At 54.5% G+C, this 19257-nt stretch carries 19 protein-coding genes, 1 pseudogene and 1 riboswitch; of the genes and pseudogenes, 13 read left to right on the top strand and 7 right to left on the bottom strand.

Annotated features, from left to right (window positions below; translation table 11 throughout):
* Positions 1 to 651 (top strand): Qnr family pentapeptide repeat protein, encoded by a 651-nt coding sequence (locus ABEH87_RS19945; RefSeq protein WP_346578945.1) that lies wholly within the window; start codon positions 1 to 3, stop codon positions 649 to 651.
* Here the strand turns inward: ABEH87_RS19945 and ABEH87_RS19940 are convergent.
* Positions 648 to 1829 (bottom strand): MFS transporter, encoded by a 1182-nt coding sequence (locus ABEH87_RS19940; protein ID WP_346578943.1) that lies wholly within the window; start codon positions 1827 to 1829, stop codon positions 648 to 650. The two genes, ABEH87_RS19945 and ABEH87_RS19940, sit on opposite strands and share 4 nt — an antisense overlap.
* 116 nt (positions 1830 to 1945) lie before the next feature.
* Here ABEH87_RS19940 and ABEH87_RS19935 point away from each other — a divergent pair, with 116 nt between their 5' ends.
* A complete protein-coding gene (locus ABEH87_RS19935) occupies positions 1946 to 2821 on the top strand; it encodes a LysR family transcriptional regulator (protein WP_346578941.1) in 876 nt (291 codons plus the stop codon).
* Between the two features lie 328 nt (positions 2822 to 3149).
* On the opposite strand, the gene ABEH87_RS19930 is transcribed toward ABEH87_RS19935, so the two are convergent.
* A complete protein-coding gene (locus ABEH87_RS19930; protein WP_346578939.1) occupies positions 3150 to 3317 on the bottom strand; it encodes a YhfL family protein in 168 nt (55 codons plus the stop codon).
* A 246-nt stretch (positions 3318 to 3563) separates the two neighbouring features.
* Between ABEH87_RS19930 and ABEH87_RS19925 the strand changes: the two genes are divergently transcribed.
* From ABEH87_RS19925 to satP, 3 genes are all read left to right on the top strand, one after another.
* Positions 3564 to 4562 (top strand): ROK family protein, encoded by a 999-nt coding sequence (locus tag ABEH87_RS19925; RefSeq protein WP_346578937.1) that lies wholly within the window; start codon positions 3564 to 3566, stop codon positions 4560 to 4562.
* 129 nt (positions 4563 to 4691) lie between these two features.
* Positions 4692 to 5852 carry an MFS transporter gene (locus ABEH87_RS19920; RefSeq protein WP_346578935.1) on the top strand — a complete coding sequence of 387 codons (1161 nt, stop codon included), beginning with the start codon at positions 4692 to 4694 and terminating at the stop codon, positions 5850 to 5852.
* 419 nt (positions 5853 to 6271) lie between these two features.
* Positions 6272 to 6838 carry an acetate uptake transporter gene (satP, locus tag ABEH87_RS19915; RefSeq protein WP_346578933.1) on the top strand — a complete coding sequence of 189 codons (567 nt, stop codon included), beginning with the start codon at positions 6272 to 6274 and terminating at the stop codon, positions 6836 to 6838.
* Between the two features lie 61 nt (positions 6839 to 6899).
* Here the strand turns inward: satP and ABEH87_RS19910 are convergent, their stop codons facing one another.
* Positions 6900 to 7472 carry a hypothetical protein gene (locus tag ABEH87_RS19910; protein ID WP_346578931.1) on the bottom strand — a complete coding sequence of 191 codons (573 nt, stop codon included), beginning with the start codon at positions 7470 to 7472 and terminating at the stop codon, positions 6900 to 6902.
* Positions 7473 to 7649: 177 nt separating this feature from the next.
* Entirely contained in the window at positions 7650 to 8789 is a 1140-nt protein-coding gene (ampC, locus tag ABEH87_RS19905; RefSeq protein WP_346578995.1) for a class C beta-lactamase, read from the bottom strand.
* Between the two features lie 110 nt (positions 8790 to 8899).
* Between ampC and ampR the strand changes: the two genes are divergently transcribed.
* A complete protein-coding gene (ampR, locus tag ABEH87_RS19900) occupies positions 8900 to 9778 on the top strand; it encodes a LysR family transcriptional regulator AmpR (protein ID WP_346578929.1) in 879 nt (292 codons plus the stop codon).
* A 127-nt stretch (positions 9779 to 9905) separates the two neighbouring features.
* On the opposite strand, the gene ABEH87_RS19895 is transcribed toward ampR, so the two are convergent.
* The gene (locus ABEH87_RS19895) at positions 9906 to 10859 is read right to left on the bottom strand and encodes an MBL fold metallo-hydrolase (RefSeq protein WP_346578927.1); all 954 of its coding nucleotides are present in this window, start codon (positions 10857 to 10859) and stop codon (positions 9906 to 9908) included.
* Between the two features lie 80 nt (positions 10860 to 10939).
* Here ABEH87_RS19895 and ABEH87_RS19890 point away from each other — a divergent pair, with 80 nt between their 5' ends.
* Complete coding sequence (locus tag ABEH87_RS19890; protein ID WP_346578925.1) at positions 10940 to 11860, top strand: LysR family transcriptional regulator; 921 nt, start codon at positions 10940 to 10942, stop codon at positions 11858 to 11860.
* An 80-nt stretch (positions 11861 to 11940) separates the two neighbouring features.
* Here ABEH87_RS19890 and ABEH87_RS19885 read toward each other — a convergent pair whose 3' ends face one another.
* Positions 11941 to 13980, bottom strand: a complete 2040-nt coding sequence (locus ABEH87_RS19885) for a choline transporter (RefSeq protein WP_346578923.1) — start codon at positions 13978 to 13980, stop codon at positions 11941 to 11943.
* A 329-nt stretch (positions 13981 to 14309) separates the two neighbouring features.
* Positions 14310 to 14431: riboswitch (TPP riboswitch) on the top strand.
* Between the two features lie 154 nt (positions 14432 to 14585).
* Here ABEH87_RS19885 and ABEH87_RS19880 point away from each other — a divergent pair.
* From ABEH87_RS19880 to ABEH87_RS19860, 5 genes are all read left to right on the top strand, one after another.
* Positions 14586 to 15518, top strand: coding sequence for an FAD-dependent oxidoreductase (locus ABEH87_RS19880; RefSeq protein WP_346578921.1), 933 nt, complete (start codon positions 14586 to 14588; stop codon positions 15516 to 15518).
* Complete coding sequence (gene thiS, locus ABEH87_RS19875) at positions 15515 to 15712, top strand: sulfur carrier protein ThiS (RefSeq protein ID WP_346578919.1); 198 nt, start codon at positions 15515 to 15517, stop codon at positions 15710 to 15712. The genes ABEH87_RS19880 and thiS overlap by 4 nt, the downstream gene beginning before the upstream one ends.
* Before the next feature lie 3 nt (positions 15713 to 15715).
* Positions 15716 to 16486 carry a thiazole synthase gene (locus ABEH87_RS19870; RefSeq protein ID WP_346578918.1) on the top strand — a complete coding sequence of 257 codons (771 nt, stop codon included), beginning with the start codon at positions 15716 to 15718 and terminating at the stop codon, positions 16484 to 16486.
* 3 nt (positions 16487 to 16489) lie between these two features.
* Positions 16490 to 17455 (top strand): HesA/MoeB/ThiF family protein, encoded by a 966-nt coding sequence (locus ABEH87_RS19865; RefSeq protein ID WP_346578916.1) that lies wholly within the window; start codon positions 16490 to 16492, stop codon positions 17453 to 17455.
* A gap of 224 nt (positions 17456 to 17679) precedes the next feature.
* Positions 17680 to 17952: a VF530 family protein gene (locus ABEH87_RS19860; protein WP_346578914.1), complete on the top strand. Its 273-nt coding sequence runs from the start codon at positions 17680 to 17682 to the stop codon at positions 17950 to 17952.
* 25 nt (positions 17953 to 17977) lie between these two features.
* Here ABEH87_RS19860 and ABEH87_RS19855 read toward each other — a convergent pair.
* Positions 17978 to 18556, bottom strand: a pseudogene (locus tag ABEH87_RS19855) (LysR family substrate-binding domain-containing protein); the annotation flags it as partial.
* A gap of 266 nt (positions 18557 to 18822) precedes the next feature.
* Between ABEH87_RS19855 and ABEH87_RS19850 the strand changes: the two are divergent.
* Positions 18823 to 19134 carry an antibiotic biosynthesis monooxygenase gene (locus tag ABEH87_RS19850; RefSeq protein ID WP_346578912.1) on the top strand — a complete coding sequence of 104 codons (312 nt, stop codon included), beginning with the start codon at positions 18823 to 18825 and terminating at the stop codon, positions 19132 to 19134.
* The last annotated feature ends 123 nt before the right edge of the window (positions 19135 to 19257 follow it).

Here is a 19257-nt window from a genome sequence, read left to right as displayed (position 1 = left end):
ATGACAACGTCACCGGTTTATCGTAATAAAACATTCAGCACTAGCCAGTTTACCGGCAGCGTTGTTGAAAATGGACAGTTTATCAACTGTGATTTTTCCGGCGTCGATCTCACCGACACGCGCTTTATTCACTGCCAGTTCTACGACAGGGAAAGCGAACAGGGCTGCAATTTCAGCCGCGCAACGCTGAGAGACGCGAGTTTTAAACATTGTGACCTGTCTATGAACACGTTCCGCTCGGCTCAGGCCCTTGGCATCGAAATCAGTGAGTGCCGGGCGCAGGGTGCCGATTTTCGCGGGACCAGCTTTATGAATATGATCACCACAAAAAGCTGGTTCTGCAGTGCGTTTATCACCAAAACTAACCTCAGCTACGCCAATTTTTCCAAGGCGGTACTGGAGAAGTGCGAGCTGTGGGAGAACCGCTGGGTGGGGACCAACGTGCTGGGCGCCAGCTTCAGCGGTTCCGACCTTTCCGGGGGTGAGTTCAGCGCCTTTGACTGGCGTTCGGCCGACTTCACCCACTGCGACCTGACGCGTTCTATCACCAGCGAGCTCGATCTTCGTAATACCGATCTGGAGGGGGTTAAACTGGACAGTGCCCAAGTGAGTTTTCTGGTTGAACGGCTGGGCATTGTGGTGATTGACTAACGGTGGTCTGCGCCAGGGAATCCGTGCTGGTGCGCACCCCGGATAATGGTCCAGCATAGCAGCAGCAGGAGCAATAACACCGGGGGAAAACCTGCTGGCCCGACACTGTTAAGTATCGCTGCCCCCAGTACACCACCTCCTGCAATGGCCAGGTTCCAGGCCGTCACCAGCATGGACTGAGCAACGTCAGCCGCCTCTCCGCTACTTTTGGCCAGCGCGGTCTGAAACAGCGCTGGAGCGCCGCCGAAGGCCAGTCCCCAGATCCCTGTGGCAGCATAAATGATGAACGGGTGGTTCCATATCAGCGCCAGCGCCGACAGAGCAAACAGCGCGGTCGCCACCAGCGATAATTCTCTCAGTCTGCGATCGACGCGTGTGCCGACGGCCGCGATTCCCATCAGTGACGTCAGGCCAAATATCAACAGGATGGTACTGATATTGTTGCCCATACCCGCACGATGCAGGAAGGGTGAAATGTAGGTGTAAAGAATATTGTGTGCCAGTACGAATATCAGCGTGACCAGCAGTATCGGGCGGACTCCGGGCAGCAACAGTACCGGCAACAGGCGCTGCTGCCTGACGTTCTGTCCGGGGAAATCGGGTACGCTGGTGATGACCCAGCCGATCAGAAACAGTGTTAGCAGGCTGATTGCCATGAAGCAGGTGCGCCAGCCAACAATCTGACTGATCCAGGTACCCAGTGGGATACCCAGCGACAGAGCCAGCGGTGTGCCCACCATCGCCAGGGCAATTGCCCGACCTTTCATAGAGTTGTGTACCATTCTGGCGGCGTAACCGGCAATTAATGCCCAGAGCAGGCCTGCCGAAATGCCAGCAATAAAACGGGCTGCCAACGTCAACAGGTAGTCATGAGACAGCGCAGTCAGAGTATTGGCAACGGCAAAGCCGGCAATGGCACTCAACAGCAGGGGCCGCCGTCGCAGACGCTGTGTGGCCAGTGTTAAAGGAATAGCTGCCAGCAGCGAACCGACGGCGTAGACGGTCACCAGCTGACCGGCCAGGGACTGCGAGATCTTCAGGCTGGCAGCAATCGCTGGCAGCATACCGGCCGGAAGAGCCTCTGTGAGGATGGTAATAAAACCCGCCACGGCAAGGGCGAGCAGAGCAGATACGGGCAGTTTGCCGGGGGTGTCCAGAGAAGATAAAAGGGTGTTCATTAAACGTTCCGTTAGCAGTAGGTGGATCACCCCCATACCTTAATCAACCGCTAATTAAAGAAAAACCAGGGTATAGTTCGCTTAACTACGGAACAATTTTCTCTAATGGGGTGCTGATGGACAGTCTGAGCGGGTTTAACGTATTTGTGCAGGTCGCTGATACCCGAAGTTTTGTCAGTGCCGGGCGTCAGCTGGGCCTGTCAGCATCGGCGGTGGGGAAAAATGTCGCCCGGCTGGAGGAAAAGCTTGGGGTCCGCCTGTTTCACCGCAGCACCCGCAGTATTACGCTGACTGCAGAAGGTGCGCTGTTTCTGGAGCGCTGCCGCCGGATTCTGGCTGAAGTTGAAGCCGCACAGCTGGAGCTGTCCCATGCCAGCGGAAAACCCTCCGGCAGGTTACGTATCAGCCTGCCGCTGGTCAGCTCGCTGATGCTGCCTGTACTGGGTGATTTTATGCGTCAGTACCCGGATATTGCGCTGGATCTGGATTTTACCGAGCAGTTAGTGGATGTGATTGAAGACGGGTTCGATGCGGTGATCAGAACCGGTGAACCCGCAGACTCACGTTTATCCGCCAGGCGGTTGGGATATTTCAGCGCGATGCTGGTTGCCTCACCGGCTTATCTCGCGGAAAAGGGAACGCCGCAGCGGCCTGCCGACCTGCTGAACCATCAGTGTCTGCACTATCGCTTTCCTCACAGTGGGAAACTGGAAAAATGGCCGCTGCGTGGCGCCACCGACCTGGCGATACCCACGTCTATGGTCTGCAATAATATCGAAACGCGCGTCTGTTTTGCACAGCGTGGTCTGGGAATAGCCTGCCTGCCTGATTTTGCCATCCGCCATCTGGTGACTGACGGTAGTCTGGTACCGTTACTCAGTGATTATATTGAGTGGCGGGGGACCTTCCATATTTTATGGCCTGCCAGCCGACATGCCTCACCAAAAATTCGTGCCCTGGTCGACTTCCTGACGGCCAGAGTGTTTCAGTAATATCTTAATCATCGGTGATTGCTGTAGTGATAATACGTTTTTTTTCACTGTTTTTTAGTGGTTCAATTAATCATTATTCTGAGTAAACCTGTTTTCTCATGCGTGATTGATTTATTTTTTTATTTAAAAGAATAATGGTGATTTGATCTTTAGAGAAGAAGCGCAGAAAGGGATTTATTGATGTGATGCATCCGTTGGCGTGGATAAAAAACCGTCATATTGTTATTGACTGATATCTATATGGAAGGTAAATACCTCCATGATAAACAGTGTTATGACTTAACATATTGATTTAAATGGCCGGATAAGTGCACCCGGCCTTCAAAGGTTACTTGTCTGTTGGTCCGCAACCGCCAATCCATTTTGAAATGGAGACAGAAGGATGGAACAGATAATCATAACTACAGTCTTTTTGTTTGTTCTCAATATGGCCGGTGCACGCAGTCAGAGTGGACAAAACAGCGCCTACAACAAATAATTTCACAATACGATTCATTAAACATCCCTTGTTTATAATTAAATTAAACTTGAGGCGGTATAATAGGTAAAAAATAATAGTGAAACAATCTGTTATTTTATTTAAATTAATTAAAAATTAAACCAATATTAAACGACACGTTAGAAAGAGTGATTGAGAAGCGATGTCAGGGGCGATCCCGATACGTACGTCAGATCCTAAAGAAAACAAGGGGGCTATTTTTATGCTAAATTAGCCCGGTTTTCCGCCAGCCGATGAGATGCAATGAACAGTCCGTTGAACCGTACAACGCGTGAAATGCGCAAAAATAATATTGCGCTGGTCACCCGCACCCTGAAATCGCTGGGTTCGGCGACCAAGGGGGAGGTTGCCGTACAGAGCGGACTGAGCGCGGCCACCTGTGGAGCCGTTCTGAATGAGCTTTCTGCCAGCGGGGAAGTGCTGGCTCTGGAGCATGAAGCTTCACGCGGTGGGCGCCCGGCACAGCGTTACGCCTGCAATCCTGATTTTTTCTCCGTTCTCAGTCTCTACGCGGCAGGTAGCGATGATGCTGCGGAACTGGTGTGGTCATTGAGTTCCGCCACGGGCGGCATCCTGGAGGAGGGAGAAATTCCTTTCCTTCCTCTGACGGCAGACATGTTTTACCAACATATCGCCACCCTGTTGTCTGAACACCCTGACGTGCAGACTATCGGCATCGGCTTACCTGGGGTGATTGTCGACGGCGTAGTGACCTCATGTGATATTTCTCTGTTTACCAGTATGTCGGTTGAGCAGGCAGTCGGCCAGCGTACAGGTTGCTTTATTCAGGTCGGCAATGACATCAATTTTACGGCATGGGGGTTTTATCGCAGCAACTGCCCTGATGTCAGCGCTCCGGTCGCCTATATCTATAAACCGGAGGTTCCCTGCACTGGCTGTGGCATGGTGATCAACGGTCAGGTGCTGATCGGGGCCAATAATTTCGCCGGGGAAGTTTCCCATCTGCCTTTTGCTTCTGGCAAAGTATTATCGCTGACGGAGGAGCTGGCTAACATTGTTATCTCACTGGCGGCAATGATTAATCCGGTTACGGTGGCGCTGTCAGGACCCCGTCTCAGCGAGACGCATCTTCCCGATATTTTGCAGATCTGCCGGCAACATATCCCGCCAAAACACCTGCCTGTGCTGGTTTACCGGCCATCTATCCGACAGGACTATCTGCAAGGCATCGCTGAACTGACGCTGCAAAACTACAATCACTATCGGTTATTCAACACATAATCCCGGTTATACCTTACGTTTGGTGTTAAACATTCTCTCTCCCGATTGACAGCTCTGTCACCCAGCTCCTATACTTTTTGCGGTTATTAATAGTCTTTTAATAAGTTTTTTATAAATGGATGGTAACGCATGTCAGTGATCGATCTCCCTCTGCACACAGGAAGTCCTGCACGGCGCGTCGCCACACGGGCAATTTTTTTTGTCACCGGGATGGCAATGGGCCTGTGGGCCGCGCTGGTACCGTATGCACAGATGCGTACCCATGCTGAAGCCGGACAGCTGGGACTGCTGTTGCTGTGTCTTGGGGGAGGATCGCTGGTCGCCATGCTGGGGTCAGGCAGAATAATCGGTCTGGCGGGATGCCGTCGCGTCATTATTGTCTCGGTGATCCTCTACTGTCTGATGTTGCCCCTGCTGTCCACGCTAAGTGATATCCGCATATTGGCCATCAGCCTGTTTATTTTTGGCATGGGGATTGGGCTGGCTGATGTGGCGATGAACGTGCAGGGTACCCTGGTGGAGCAGGCTGCGGAAAAACCCCTGATGTCGGGGTTCCACTGCCTGTGGAGCGTGGGTGGGCTGGTTGGTGCCGGTGGAGGTGCGCTGATGCTTGGTGCAGGGATCACGCCGCAGGTCACCACATTCTGGGCTATTGCGCTGATTGTCATCGTGACCGCCTGTTCATTTCCGGCATTACTGCCTTCCGGCGGAGATGAAGAGCAGCAGGAAACCGGTAGCCCGAGCCGGCCGAACTTCCGACTGGTGCTGATGGCCATCATGGCCATGATCTGCTTTATGGCTGAAGGCGCGATCCTCGACTGGAGCGGTATTTTCATCACTCAGGATCGCGGTATGGCGCTGGAACATGCCGGCTGGGGATTCGCTGCTTTCGCCATCGCCATGTCACTGATGCGGGCTATGGGTGATGCCGTGGTGCGGGTGCTGGGGCGTAAACGCGTGTTGATTGTTGGTGGGGCTCTGGGCATTGCAGGTTATCTGATGGCGGTGTTGTTGCCCGGATGGACGCTGGCATTGTGCGGGTTTGCTCTGGTAGGGATCGGTGCGGCCAATATTGTCCCGGTGCTGATCACACTGGCTGGGCAGGAAAAGGCGATGCCGGTTCATCGTTCCGTTGCCATGGTTGCGACGCTGGGTTATCTCGGTGTACTGGGCGGCCCGGCGCTGATCGGCTGGGTGGCTCATCTGACGAATCTTTATGTGGCATTCGCGCTGGTCGCCGCTGCGTTTATGGTCATTGTAGTAGGGGCTTTTAAATTGAAATATGAGTGACTTGTCATAATTTTAATAAAATGATTTATTCAGTGAACACTACCGGGAAGCAATATGCGGGTCAATGATTCAGATTTCCTGCGGGTGAGCCATGCTTTACGGGCAGCGTGGAATCCGTCATTTCATTCTGTAAGCGTGTTTTTTGTTTGCTGATACAGGCAAATGCTAATCTATATTGGTTCCCCGAGCTGGAAGGTGGCGAGCGGTTTTTAGAAAACAGTGATTGTATGTTGTAACTATATTGCTTGCCTGACAATAATTACTCGCTGAGCGAACAGTGAAAATACATGCAAATGTTTCATTTCCCCCTGATGGGATCAAAGACACGGTTAAGCGCGCTGATTATGATTTCGCGCCCCGCCGGATATGCTGGCGGGCGATGACCTTTTCTGCACGTTATCACGATCTTCTGGGGAATTATGGGTAACACGACGTTCGCTAATCCGGCTCCGCTGGGCCTGATGGGTTTTGGCATGACCACCATTCTATTGAATCTGCACAACATCGGTTTATTCCCGATGGACAGCATTATTCTGGCGATGGGCATTTTCTACGGCGGCATTGCACAAATCGCCGCTGGCCTGCTGGAATATAAAAAAGGGAATACCTTCGGCTTAACGGCGTTTACCTCTTACGGATGCTTCTGGCTGACGCTGGTGACGATCCTGCTGTTGCCGAAAATGGGGCTGGCAGAGGCGGCAGACGCACACTTTCTCGGCGTATTCCTCGGCCTGTGGGGCATATTCACACTGTTCATGTTCTTTGGCACCCTGGCAGGCTGCCGCGCGCTTCAGTTTGTTTTCCTGAGTCTGACGGTACTGTTCATCCTGCTGGCGACTGGCCATCTGATGGATAGTCACAACATCATTTATGTTGCGGGCTGGACAGGGCTGCTGTGTGGCGCCAGCGCTATCTATCTGGCCATGGGAGAAGTGCTGAATGAACAGTTTGGTCGCAGCGTAATGCCGCTGGGAGAAAAACACTGATCCTTTGCCGGCCTGCTCCCGCAGGCCCACAAAGGGGAAAAAAAGATGACAGCCGATCGGGTTAAAGAGTGACAAACTGATATTCCATAATATACGAGCCAAATCTGTTTGTGCGTGCCGTTACCTGTACTCGGTTCATACCCGGCTTCCGTTGAAGATATAACTCCTGACTGTTTGTGCACAGCTCAAGCCAGCGCTGAGTATGGATATCTTTAATCCATAACCCGGCCTCGCAGTGAGAATACTTGCCAACAGCAGGGCCCGGAAACTTTATTTCATATTCAGACTGATAGTGGATTATCTGGCCGGGAAGCAGATAAACACAGACATCGTAAACATTCAGCAGAGTGACAATACCCAGGGACAACCCACCGAAGAAACACTCTATGATATATTTTGGTTTTTTTCCTGAAGGTCGGGACCAGGTCACCCGCCCTGCAATGCAAAGCCCCAGAACCGACCCGGCAGTAATACAGGTCAGCCACACCGGAACCGAGGTCATTAGCACGGTTCGCATTCCAATCCGGGAAGCCCAGAGCATATAGAAAATCCATAGCCCCAGAACAAAAAATACTAAAGCAATCGCCAGATAGGTTTTTTTCTTATTCTCAAATAAGTACGCCGTCATCTTCACTTTGGTTTTTTAGCTCACCGGGAATGCGTTGGTCAGACTGTATGAAAATATTCCTGATGGCGCTAACTTATCACATTTTGACCTCAGTCGGTTGTCTGCAAAAACGCGCTCTGAGGGCGTCTTTCTGCAGTACTCCCCGCCTGCATCATCCAAAACCACGAACGGCGAACCACACGACTATTGCAATGCTTTTAAAATGCTCATAGCAGCTTTAATCCGCTCAGGGTTTGGATAGTTTTTATTTGCCAGCATGACAATGCCGACCTGTTTTTCAGGGATAAAGGCGACATAGGCACCAAACCCGCCCGTAGCGCCCGTCTTATGGACCCATGACGCCTTCACTCGGGGATGTGGTTTCATATCCAGCACCTGCTGTGGCGCGAGCGCGATCTTATTATCTGCACCTCTCACTGCCATTGCGGCCTGATCTGGCCAGTTCAGCATCTCCCAACCCAGCCCCTGGTATAACGCACCGGTGCGATAAAAACGCGTTTGTGCCAGGTTCAACGCTTGCTGTAACGTTTTATCTGCGACCTGCTGTGGATCCATATTGACCTGCATCCAGCGCGCCATATCTTTTATGGAAGATTTCACCCCGTAGGATTCTGCATCCAGCATTCCCGGTGATACACGTACCGGTTTACCCTCGCGATAGCCCCAGGCATAAGTATTACGGGCCGAATCCGGTACATTGATATAAGTATGATTGAGTTTCAGCGGGGTCAATACACGTTGTTGCATCGCCTGCTCAAATGACAGTCCACTGGGTTTTACCGCCAGGAAACCAAACAGACCGATGCTGCTGTTGGCATACTGCCGCATTTTGCCAGGGGCTGATTGCGGCTGCCACTGTCGATAGAAGCTCACCAGTCCATTCTCGTCACTAACGGCATCCGGAACCTGTAATGGCAAACCACCCGCGGTGTAAGTCGCCAGCTGCAACAGCGTAATGTGATGCCACTGTGGCGTGTTAAGCGCCGGCCAGTACTTGCTGACGGGTTCGCTAAGTACTACCTCACCTTTTGTCACACCTACGCCACCCAGTACGCCAGTGAAAGTTTTACTTACAGAACCCAGTTCAAACAGCGTGTCTTCTGAGACGCTTTGATGTTGTTTCTCGTCGGCCATACCCCATGTAAAGTAATAAGGCCTGCCTTTAACGATCACAGCCACCGCCATGCCGGGGATACTCTGCTGTTGCATAAGCGGTTTTATTATCTTGTTAACGGTCTTTTCCACATCAGTATTTGCTGCATTACTCACGGAACACACCGATGCCAGTACTGTCGCTGTCAATGCCTGACAAACTATTTTCACTATTTTTAACCTTCCGGGCTGTTGTTTTGCAGGCAGTTTGCCCTGTTTGACATACAGCAACAAACTGTTAATTTTAGCGTCTGATAAAAGAAAATCTTACAGGTAATATCGTGGTTCGCCCTTACATTCCGCTCAACGCGCTCAGAGCTTTCGAAGCCGCTGCGCGTCATCTCAGCTTTACTAATGCAGCGATTGAGCTTCATGTTACCCATGCGGCAGTCAGCCAGCAGGTTAAATCGCTGGAACAGCAACTCGGCTGCCGGCTGTTTGTGCGTGTTTCACGCGGACTGATGTTGACCACGGAGGGTGAAAGTCTGTTGCCGGTTTTAAACGATTCATTTGACCTTATTGCCGATACGCTGGATCGCTTTTCTGAAGGGCAGGTGCGAGAAAAGTTAAAGATCGGCGTCGTGGGAAGTTTTGCCACAGGTTTACTGTTGCCGTGTCTGGACGATTTTAAGCGCCGCCATCCGCATATAGAACTCCAACTCTCTACCCACAATAATCGCGTTGACCCGGCTGCTGAAGGCCATGATTACACTATTCGCTTCGGCAGTGGTGCCTGGCACGGTACCGAAGCGCAGTTTATTTGTGATGCACCACTATCTCCGCTGTGCATTCCTGCTATTGCCCGGCAGTTGCAGCAACCTGCTGACGTGCATAAATTTACGCTGTTACGCTCTTTTCGTCGTGATGAGTGGAACCACTGGCTGCAAAGCATTAATGAATATCCACCTTCGCCAACGCATCCTGTAATGATTTTCGACTCTTCACTGACCATGATTGAAGCTGCGCTGTTGGGCGCTGGCATCGCACTGGCTCCCTGTAAGGTTTTCAACCATCTGCTGCAAACGGAAAAACTGATACGTCCCTTTCCTGCTGAAATCAACCTTGGCGACTACTGGTTAACGCGGTTGAAATCACGAGCCGAAAGTGCAGCCATGACAGTTTTTTCCGGCTGGATCAGCGCGCAGTTTAACGTGGAATAATCTGACTTCATCTTCAGTGAGCGGCTGCACTTTCAGGTAACTGCCAACAGGAAACGCCTGAGATGCGGTGAACCAGAGCGGACTGGGGGACTGAATTCTGGCCGCAGACGTCCGCCCGGCGTCGTGATTAATGGCTGAGCTGAGTCGTGTAATTTGCCGCCACCCAGCGGTACCCGCTGCCGTCACGTTTTACATGCCCCAGACCGGGAAAAGCGATATGCGCAGCCGCCACCCAGTCACCCTCCTGAGCCATCTGCGCCAGCACCGCCTCACGCGTCTGCACGGCGTGTTTCTGATCGACATCAAAGTGGATCGCCACATGCGGGTCCGGCATCTGCACCGATTTGGCATGAATGATATCGCCCCACAGCACCAGCGTTTGTCCGTCACTCTCCACGCGATACAGCACGCTGCCCGGCGTATGTCCGGGTGCCGGGATCGCGCGGATACCGGCAAATACCGTTGCCGGGGCGCTGAAGGTGGTCAGACGCCCGGCGGCGATGACCGGGCGCAGCGTGCGTTCAGACTCGGCAAAGGTATGGGCCTGGCTGGCTGCCACTTTGTTGACGTTGCCGGGCGTCAGCCAGAAGTCCGCATCTTTCTTTTCCACATAGACCTGCGCATTCGGAAATGCCGGTTTACCGCCGCGTGAAACACCGCCGGAATGGTCGGCGTGAATATGCGTCAGCAGTACGGCATTAATGGTTTCTGCCGGATAACCTGCCGCCGCCAGATTATCCAGCAGGTGGCCGCCGTTGTGGCCAAACAGATCGCCGGCACCGGCATCCACCAGCACCCGCTGCTGGCCATTATCAATCACAAAGGCGTTAATTGACGTTTCTGCCTGTGGGGTCATAGCATCGCTGGCCATGCTCTCACGCAGCTGTTGCGGACTGATGTTAGTCAGTAATTTATCTAGCGGAATCGTGACCGTACCGTCAGAAACAGCGGTGATGCGCAGTTTACCCAATGTCATGCGGTAATAGCCTGGCGCCTGGGTGTCAGGCGTTACTGCCACCGGCGCGGCCAGTACCGTGCCGGAAAGGGTGATAATGGTCATTATCGTCATCAGCGTCTTCATTTTAACCTCGTCAGATGGTGTTTTTTTGCGTGGATGCCAGTATCCTTGCCGCACTAACATCATTCAAATTGATTAAAATAATGCATAACATCAGAGAAAATGATTTTAGCCGTATCGATCTCAATCTGCTCACGGTATTGATGGTGTTGCACCGTGAAGGGAGCGTGTCACGTGCCGCAGAGCGCCTCCATCTCGGACAGCCGGCGGTGAGCGGGGCGCTGGCAAGACTGCGCACGGTGTTTAACGACCCGCTCTTTGTGCGAACCGCAAAAGGAATGTCGCCCACGCCGCGCGCTGAGGCGCTGGTGACCTCATTACTCCCGTTGATGGAGCAGATGCAGCTGCTGCTGTTTCAGCCGCCGTCCTTTTCACCGGCAACGGATGCGCACACCTTTCGCCTGGGGATGAGCGACTGGGTGGAACGCTGGCTGATGCCGGGGCTGCTGGCGACGCTGGCCCGCGAGGCACCGGAAATCACCGTATACACCACCGCCAGCGATCCATTTCTTGATGAGGAGATGGTGCAGCGTGATAAGGTCGATGTGGCGATTTCTGTCGGGCAGGGCGTTCCTGCAGGGGCGGTACGCGAACCGGTCACCCGCATGGGGTTCTGCACGCTGTGGCACCCCCTCCAGTTAGCGCTTACTTCGCCCATCACCCTTGAGGATTACGTCTCGCACGATCATCTCCTCGTCTCATATCGTAGCGCCAGCCACAGCCTGATTGACGAACAGCTGGCGCGCATGAATCGGACACGCAGGGTGCGCTATGTTACGCCTCATTTCTCTTCACTTCCGCTGATGCTGAAGCAGATCCCGGCGCTGACCACCGTTCCGCAGGGGCTGGCAGCAGGCTGGGCTGAGCACTATGGTTTGCAGCACAGCGCCACCCCGGTCAGCGTACCTGACTTCACGCTTTCCCTGATGTGGAATAAGCGCCGCAGTCACGATCCGGCCCTGCTGTGGCTGCTGGAGAAACTGCGGTCACAGATGAGAAGTTGAGGTCTGCGCCATCGCCATACAATCGTTCATCGCTGGTTGCGCAAAAAAAAACCAGACCGGAGTCTGGTTTTTCATACGCTTTACGCTTCGGGGAACGGCATGGCGTTGCCCGGTGCTTCCCGGTGAATATGCAGGAAGGTCAGGTGGCGCTCATACTGGTCGAGAATGTCATTGATGATCTGCTCTTTGGTATAGTCCATCAAATCGTTCCCCTGTGTCCCCTCCAGCAGGAAGGTTTCCAGACGGAAATAATCCGATTTACCGCTGCGCGCCCGGTAGGTAAACGCCGGTACCGAATAACGCTGCGGCCAGATCTGATAAAGGAAACTCTGCTCATCTGCCATATCGACCAGCAGCTCCAGATGGTTCAGGCGCTCATCCTCCACCGCAGGCAGTTCGTTCACCTGTACCTTGGCGCCGCGACGCTCCAGCTCACGCCCCACCTCTTCCATGGCCGGGCGACAGACGTCATCCAGCATTTTACGGGTATGAGTGGTGCCCGGATAGTTCATCACGCGCGAGATACGCTGTTTCCAGTTCAGACGGTCGTCACGCGATACCGGCACCGGCGGCGTATTCACCGTGGCACTGGCGCGGCGGTGATCTTCCACTCGCAGGGATTTATACAGCCCGGCCATCACAAAGAAGATCACGAAGCTGAACGGCAGACCCATGATCACCGTGGTTTTCTGCAACGCCGTAACGCCGTTAACCATCAGCATCCCCAGCGTCAGCACACCAATCGCGACAGACCAGAAGATACGCAGCCAGTTCGGCGCATCGTTGTTGATGTCAGCCAGGCGCGAGGTGAAGTTCCCCAGCACCAGGGAACCGGAGTCCGCAGACGTTACATAAAATAACAGACCGGTAATTGTCGCCACCGAGGCGCTGAAGGTGAAGCCAGGGTACTGCGCCAGAAGGCTGTAGAAGCCGCGTTCCGGGTGCGCCATGGTCTCCTCAGCGAAGGCCATGTTGCCGTGAATAATTTCGTACAGTGCACTGTTGCCAAAAATCGACAGCCACAGCAGGGTGAAGATAAACGGAATGGTCAGCGTGCCCACCACGAACTGGCGGATGGTACGGCCACGTGAAATACGCGCCAGGAACAGGCCAACAAACGGCGACCAGGCAACCCACCAGGCCCAGAAGAACAGCGTCCAGTTGTTCATCCATTCTGTCGGGCGGTCAAAAGCGAAGCTGTTCAGCGTCATGCCCATAAAGCGATTGATGTAATCCCCGACGTTGAGCACCAGCGCATTCAGCAGGAAGCTGGTATCGCCGACAAACAGTACAAACAGGATCAGACCAAAAGCCAGCAGCACGTTCAGCTCCGACAGAAAGCGAATGCCTTTATTGACGCCGGAAGTCACAGAGATGGTGGCCATAATCACCGACAGAACAATCAGTCCGGCCTGCGCCGTCAGTCCTTCCGGCACGTCAAACAGTACCTTCAGGCCGTAGTTCAGCTGCACCACGCCGATCCCGAGCGTGGTGGCAATACCAAAAATAGTCCCGAGCACTGCCGCAATATCCACGGTGTGACCAATCGGGCCATTAATACGCTTGCCGAAAATCGGGTAGAGCGCCGAGCGAATGGTCAGCGGCAGACCGTAGCGGTAGCTAAAGTAGCCGAGCGCGATGCCCATCAGGGCGTACATCGACCAGCCGGTCAGACCGTAGTGGAACAGTGTCCAGACCATCGCCTGGCGCGCCGCCTCCATCGTCTGACCCTGGCCTTCCGGCGGCATCATGTACTGGGTAACCGGTTCGGCCACCGAGAAGAACATCAGATCAATCCCGATACCGGCGGCAAACAGCATTGCCGCCCAGCTCATCAGGCTGAACTCCGGCTTTGACTGCTCAGGCCCCAGCTTGATGGAACCGAAGCGGGAGCAGGCCATAAACAGCACGAAGACGATGTACAGCGTGGCCGCCAGCAGGTAATACCAGCCAAAAGTGTTAGATACCCAGTCGAGAGTGCGATTAATCCAGCGGTCGGAAAAATCAGTAAACAGGATGGTGGTCAGGGAGAACAGCAGGATAAGCGCTGCTGAGGTATAGAAAACCACGGGGTTGATACGATCTTTTTGAGTCTTTCCTGGTATTTCAGTCGTCGGCATAATGTCTCCGCAAAAAAATGATCAGGGAAATAACCTGAAGTCCGCTCTGCGAAGCGCGCATTAGCGCATACTGGGTAAAATCCGCCGTATATCCGCTAATTACACTGGGAGAACCATCAGGATGAAATTGGTGTAATTTATTGATTAATTGCTATAAATCTTGATCCAGATCACCCCCAAAAAGTAAATTTTGTGTAAACGAGAGCAAGAATGATAGTTTTTATTGATTGAGCATTCAATTAAAAAAAATCTCTGTGGCGCAAACTGCCGCCGTTTCCACGATAAACCGCGCTTACAACTTGACGATTTCCACCGGGTAAAATACAACTAGTTCCTGTCAGGGGAGTCTCGCCAGAGAGACTGAGAGGCTAATGAGCGATTTTTCGCGGCTTAGCGACCCTTAGAACCTGACCCAGTTGATACTGGCGTAGGAAGACTCGTCTCCTGATAAGCTGTATTGAGGCTTCACAGGATACCTGCTGCGTGGGCACTGCTTCACCTCGTCTCCGCCTTTTTCCTTATCCTTATCACGGGTCTCAGCATGTTTGAGAGGCTAACGTGACACTATCTGCAATACTCTTTCCCTTCTGCGGAAACCACAGCTCATGAGCCGCTGGTCGGTGATTGGTGACGGCGTCACCGGGCTGTGTGTCGCCACGCTGCTTGCTGAACGTGGTCATACCGTAGAGGTCATCACATCGCCTCAGCACGCAGCAGCATCCCACCTGGCTGGCGGTATGCTGGCCCCCTGGTGCGAAGGTGAAAGCGCGCCGGCAGAAGTAGTCGAACTGGGGCAACGCTCTGCACCCTGGTGGTCTGCCCGCGTGAAAGGCGTGGCACATCAGGGCACGCTGGTCGTCGCCCCGCCGCGCGACGCGCCTGAACTTACCCGCTTCTCCCGCATGACTCACGCCCATCAGTGGGTCGAACCCGATTCGCTGGAACCCGCGCTCGAAGGGCGCTTTGCCAGGGGACTGTTTTTTGCCGGAGAAGCCCACCTCGACCCGCGCAGCGCGTTGCTGCAGCTGCGGGCCGCCCTGCAACTTGGAGGCGTTCCCTTCCATCAGGATAAACCCGGCGGCACGGTGATCGACTGCCGAGGGATCCACGCCGCACCCGATCAGCCAGCGTTGCGCGCCGTGCGTGGCGAAATGCTGATCCTGCAAAGTCATGATGTCGCCTTCTCCCGGCCGATTCGCCTGCTACACCCCCGCTTTCCCTGTTATCTGGTACCGCGGGCGGAAGGGCGCTTCATGCTGGGTGCCACGATGGTGGAAAGTCATGACAGCAGCCCGGTCAGCGCACGCGCCATGATGGAGTTGTTAAGCGCCGCTTACGCTATCCATCCGGCGCTGGCCGAGGCCAGAGTACTTGAAAGCGGCAGCGGGCTGCGTCCTGCCTGGCGCAATAACGTCCCCGCTATTCACCACCGCAACGGCGTCTGGTCCGTTAACGGCATGTACCGCCACGGTTTTCTTCTCGCCCCCGTGATGGCGGAAAAACTGATGCAGCAACTGATGCAGGAAAACCTGATATGAACATACAACTCAACGGCATAGCGATCGACACCACCGCCACCACGCTGGCGGAACTACTGCGCGAACAACAGATTGACGCGGGCTGTGTCGCCAGTGCCCTTAACGGTCAGTTTGTGCCGCGTTCCCGTTATGAGACCCAGTTGCTGAGTGCAGACTGCGAGCTCGAAGTGCTATCACCGATGCAGGGAGGATAAGAGATGTTCTACGATTTCGTTCCACAGTCACGGTTCCTGCTCGGCACCGCCGGGTATCCCTCTCCGCATATTCTGCAGCAGGCCGTTGAACGTTCCGGCAGTGAGATTATTACTGTCAGCCTGCGGCGTGAAGGCAGCCACGGCGCGGTGTTCCGTGAAGTGCTGACCGGGCTGAATAAACGCATACTGCCTAATACCGCAGGCTGTCACAGCGTGAAAGAGGCGGTGACCACCGCACATATGGCCCGCGAACTGTTTAACACGCCCTGGATCAAACTGGAGGTGATTGGCCACGCCGACACGCTGCAGCCCGATCCCTTTGCACTGGTGGAAGCGGCACGCATTCTCTGCGCCGAGGGATTTCAGGTCTTTCCCTACACCACTGAAGACCTGATCCTCGGCGAGAAGCTGATCGAGGCCGGCTGTGAGCTGCTGATGCCGTGGGGCGCACCGATTGGCTCCGGGCAGGGACTGCGCAATATTGAGGGGCTGCGCTCCATGCGCGCCTGGTTCAAGGATATTCCGCTGATCATCGATGCCGGGATCGGCGCACCCAGCCAGGCCGCTCAGGCGATGGAAATGGGGTTCGACGGTATTCTGCTCAATACCGCGGTCGCCAAAGCACAGGATCCGGTGCTTATGGCCGGGGCATTTTCCGCCGCTATCCGTGCCGGGCGGGATGCCTGTCAGGCCGGTCTGGTAGAACGCCGCGATATGGCCAGCGCCTCGACGCCTGTCTTCGGCATGGCGCAGTTTGATTCGCAGGAGTGGTAACTCATGAGCCGCTATCAACGACAATCGATGCTACCGGAAATCGGCGATGCCGGGCAGCGGGCCCTGCAACAGGCACGGGTGCTGGTGGTGGGTGCCGGTGGCCTTGGCGCTACGCTGCTGCCGCAACTGGCCGGAGCCGGTATCGGCTACCTGCGGATTTACGACGGCGATCGGGTGGAGGAACACAACCTGCACCGCCAGACGCTGTACACCCTGCAGGACACCGGCGAGCTAAAAGCCGCCTGCGCAAGGCTGGCGCTGAATGCGCGCAACCCTGACTGTGTGGTGGAGGCTCGCGCGCAAACGCTGAGCGCCAGTACACTCGACGACGCGCTGGAGAGCATCGATCTGGTCATTGATGCCGCCGACAATTTCGCCGCGACTTATCTGCTCTCCGATACCTGCCTGCCGCGCCGCCTGCCGCTGGTCAGCGCCTCCGTACTCGGGCGACAGGGCTATGTCGGCGGGTTCTGCGGCGGGGCTCCCAGCTACCGCGCGATTTTCCCGCAGCTGCCGGGCAGTGCAGCCAACTGTAATACCGCCGGGGTGATGGGCCCGGCGGTGGCGGCGCTCGGTGCACTTCAGGCGCAGATGGCGCTCAGCATCCTGCTCGGATTTTCTCCCTCACCGCTCGGCTGCCTGATCAACTGCGATTTTACCTCGTGGCATTTCCGGCAGTTTCGCTTTGACGGTGCAGACGAGCCGGATCGGCCCGGCGTACCGTTTATTGACCGGAAGTTGCTGGCCAGCGGCGACTGCATTGTCGAGCTGCGCAGCCTGGAAGAAGCCCCGTACAGCATCAGCGATTGCGCGGTCAGGGTATGCCCGGAACAGATTGAACACTGGCAGCCGCCAGCCGACCGCCGGATTGTGCTGGTCTGCGCCAGCGGTATCCGCGCCGCCAAAGCGGCGATGCAGCTGGAGCAGAGGGGGATTACCCGGCTGGCGATCGTCGCCGCGAACCGGTAAAAAACTCACTGGAAGAGGCCAGGGATGGCAGCAGGGCCGCAAGCAACGGGTACATTTTATGCAGCGTACCTGGCGGGTGCAGACGTCAGGATAGCGGTGAAGCGTGACCTGTCGTCAAAAACCGCTGAGGACTTATGCGACCTCAATGATACAGATCCCGATTGCATAACCCGTTATCGCTCAGTATCGTGTGCGCAATTTCCTCAGACTCGCCGGAGCGCGCAATGACCTCTCACTCTGACAAAGATCCTTTGCATGGACTTACCCTTGAAGCGCTGTTGATTAAGCTGGAAGCGCGTTATGGCTGGGAAGAGCTGGCAAAGCGCGTCAATATTAACTGCTTCAAAAGCGATCCCAGCATCAAATCCAGTTTGAAATTCCTGCGCCGTACGCCCTGGGCGCGTAAAGAAGTCGAAGACCTCTACCTTGCTTCCCTGGATGAGGTCGCAGCACCTCCGGCCGACAGCCCCTGGGGCAACTGGCAGGGGAAAAAGTAATCCCACCCGCGCTGGTTTATCGGCATTATTTTTCCATATCCTGCAAAGCAAGACGGACAAAAACACCGGCTGCGGGCGATAAGTCCCGATGACCCATGACAACATTAAAGTGGGCATCCTCGTCCGGAAGAGGGTAATAGCGGATCCTGTCAGCCAGAAAGTGGCTCATGCTTTGCGGGGCGAGAGTGACACCGGCACCGACCGCCACCAGAGAAAGAACGGCGTGCATGCCGAAGGCCTCCTGCGCCACTTCGGGAACAAATCCCGCGTTGGCGCACAGGCGGATCGCCTGCAGATGAAACCCCCGGCCCTCCAGGCGCGGCCATAAAATAAAAGGCTCATCGGCCAGTGCCGCCAGCGTCAGGTCGGGCCGTTTACCGAGAGGATGATCCTGTGGCACGGCGATGCACAGGGCATCTGTATCGAAGGATGTCAGGCTGATATCCTCAGCGCTGGCCACCGGGGGGATCAACACCCCCACATCCAGCTGGCCCTCGCGCAGGGCGGTAATTTGTGCCGCCGTTGTGGCTTCCCGCAGCTCCAGACGCACCTGCGGATGTGCGAGGCGAAACTGCCTTATTACGTCGGGTAAACGTCCGTAAAGCGCACTGCCAACATAACCGGGGTTCGAAGGCCAACCGTGCGAAAAACCACGTTAAGGAACTAACAGTTTGAAATATCGAGACTTATGAGACTGCATATTGCGGGCAAAAAAACGGTACCAAATATCTTTTTTTGGTCACTTTGAGACAGGGTTGTTTCAAAATCGATTTCTGAGACCGCTTAGCGTGGTTTTTTACATCACTGGACGTCAAACCCCTTCTACATAATGTTATGTTTAAATCCCTTCCAGAACATGAGGATAGAAAAGTGATCGTAAGAACATGGCACGGATGCGTCCCGCTCAAGCATGCAGAAGGCTTTGCAAACCATCTGCAAAAAACCGGCGTTGAACATTCAGAGAGGACGCCAGGAAATCTGGGGGCATATGTACGCAGAGAAACGCAGGGTGAATGGGAGCATTTCTTCCTGGCTACTTACTGGAAAGATATTGCGGCCGTAAAAGCATTCGCAGGCGAACAGCATCAGGTTGCAGTCACCTATCCGGACGATGAGCAATTTGAGCTGCTATCCGATCCTTACGTCTTCCAGCACGACGTGCAAGCCGTATCATCTCTGTAGTTATTTGCTGGCCGCACCCATGAGGCGGCCTCTTCCTCTTCTGAGTCTGCCCAGCACTCACATTTAACATAACAATGATTATACGAATATAACTAGTTGATTTTAAATACATTTAATAAAGTG

Origin of the sequence: Erwinia sp. Eh17-17 (assembly GCF_039675725.1) — a bacterium.
Taxonomy (GTDB): domain Bacteria; phylum Pseudomonadota; class Gammaproteobacteria; order Enterobacterales; family Enterobacteriaceae; genus Erwinia.
The sequence above is the reverse complement of the archived record's forward strand: the minus strand, read 5'-3'. Positions and strand labels throughout refer to the sequence as shown.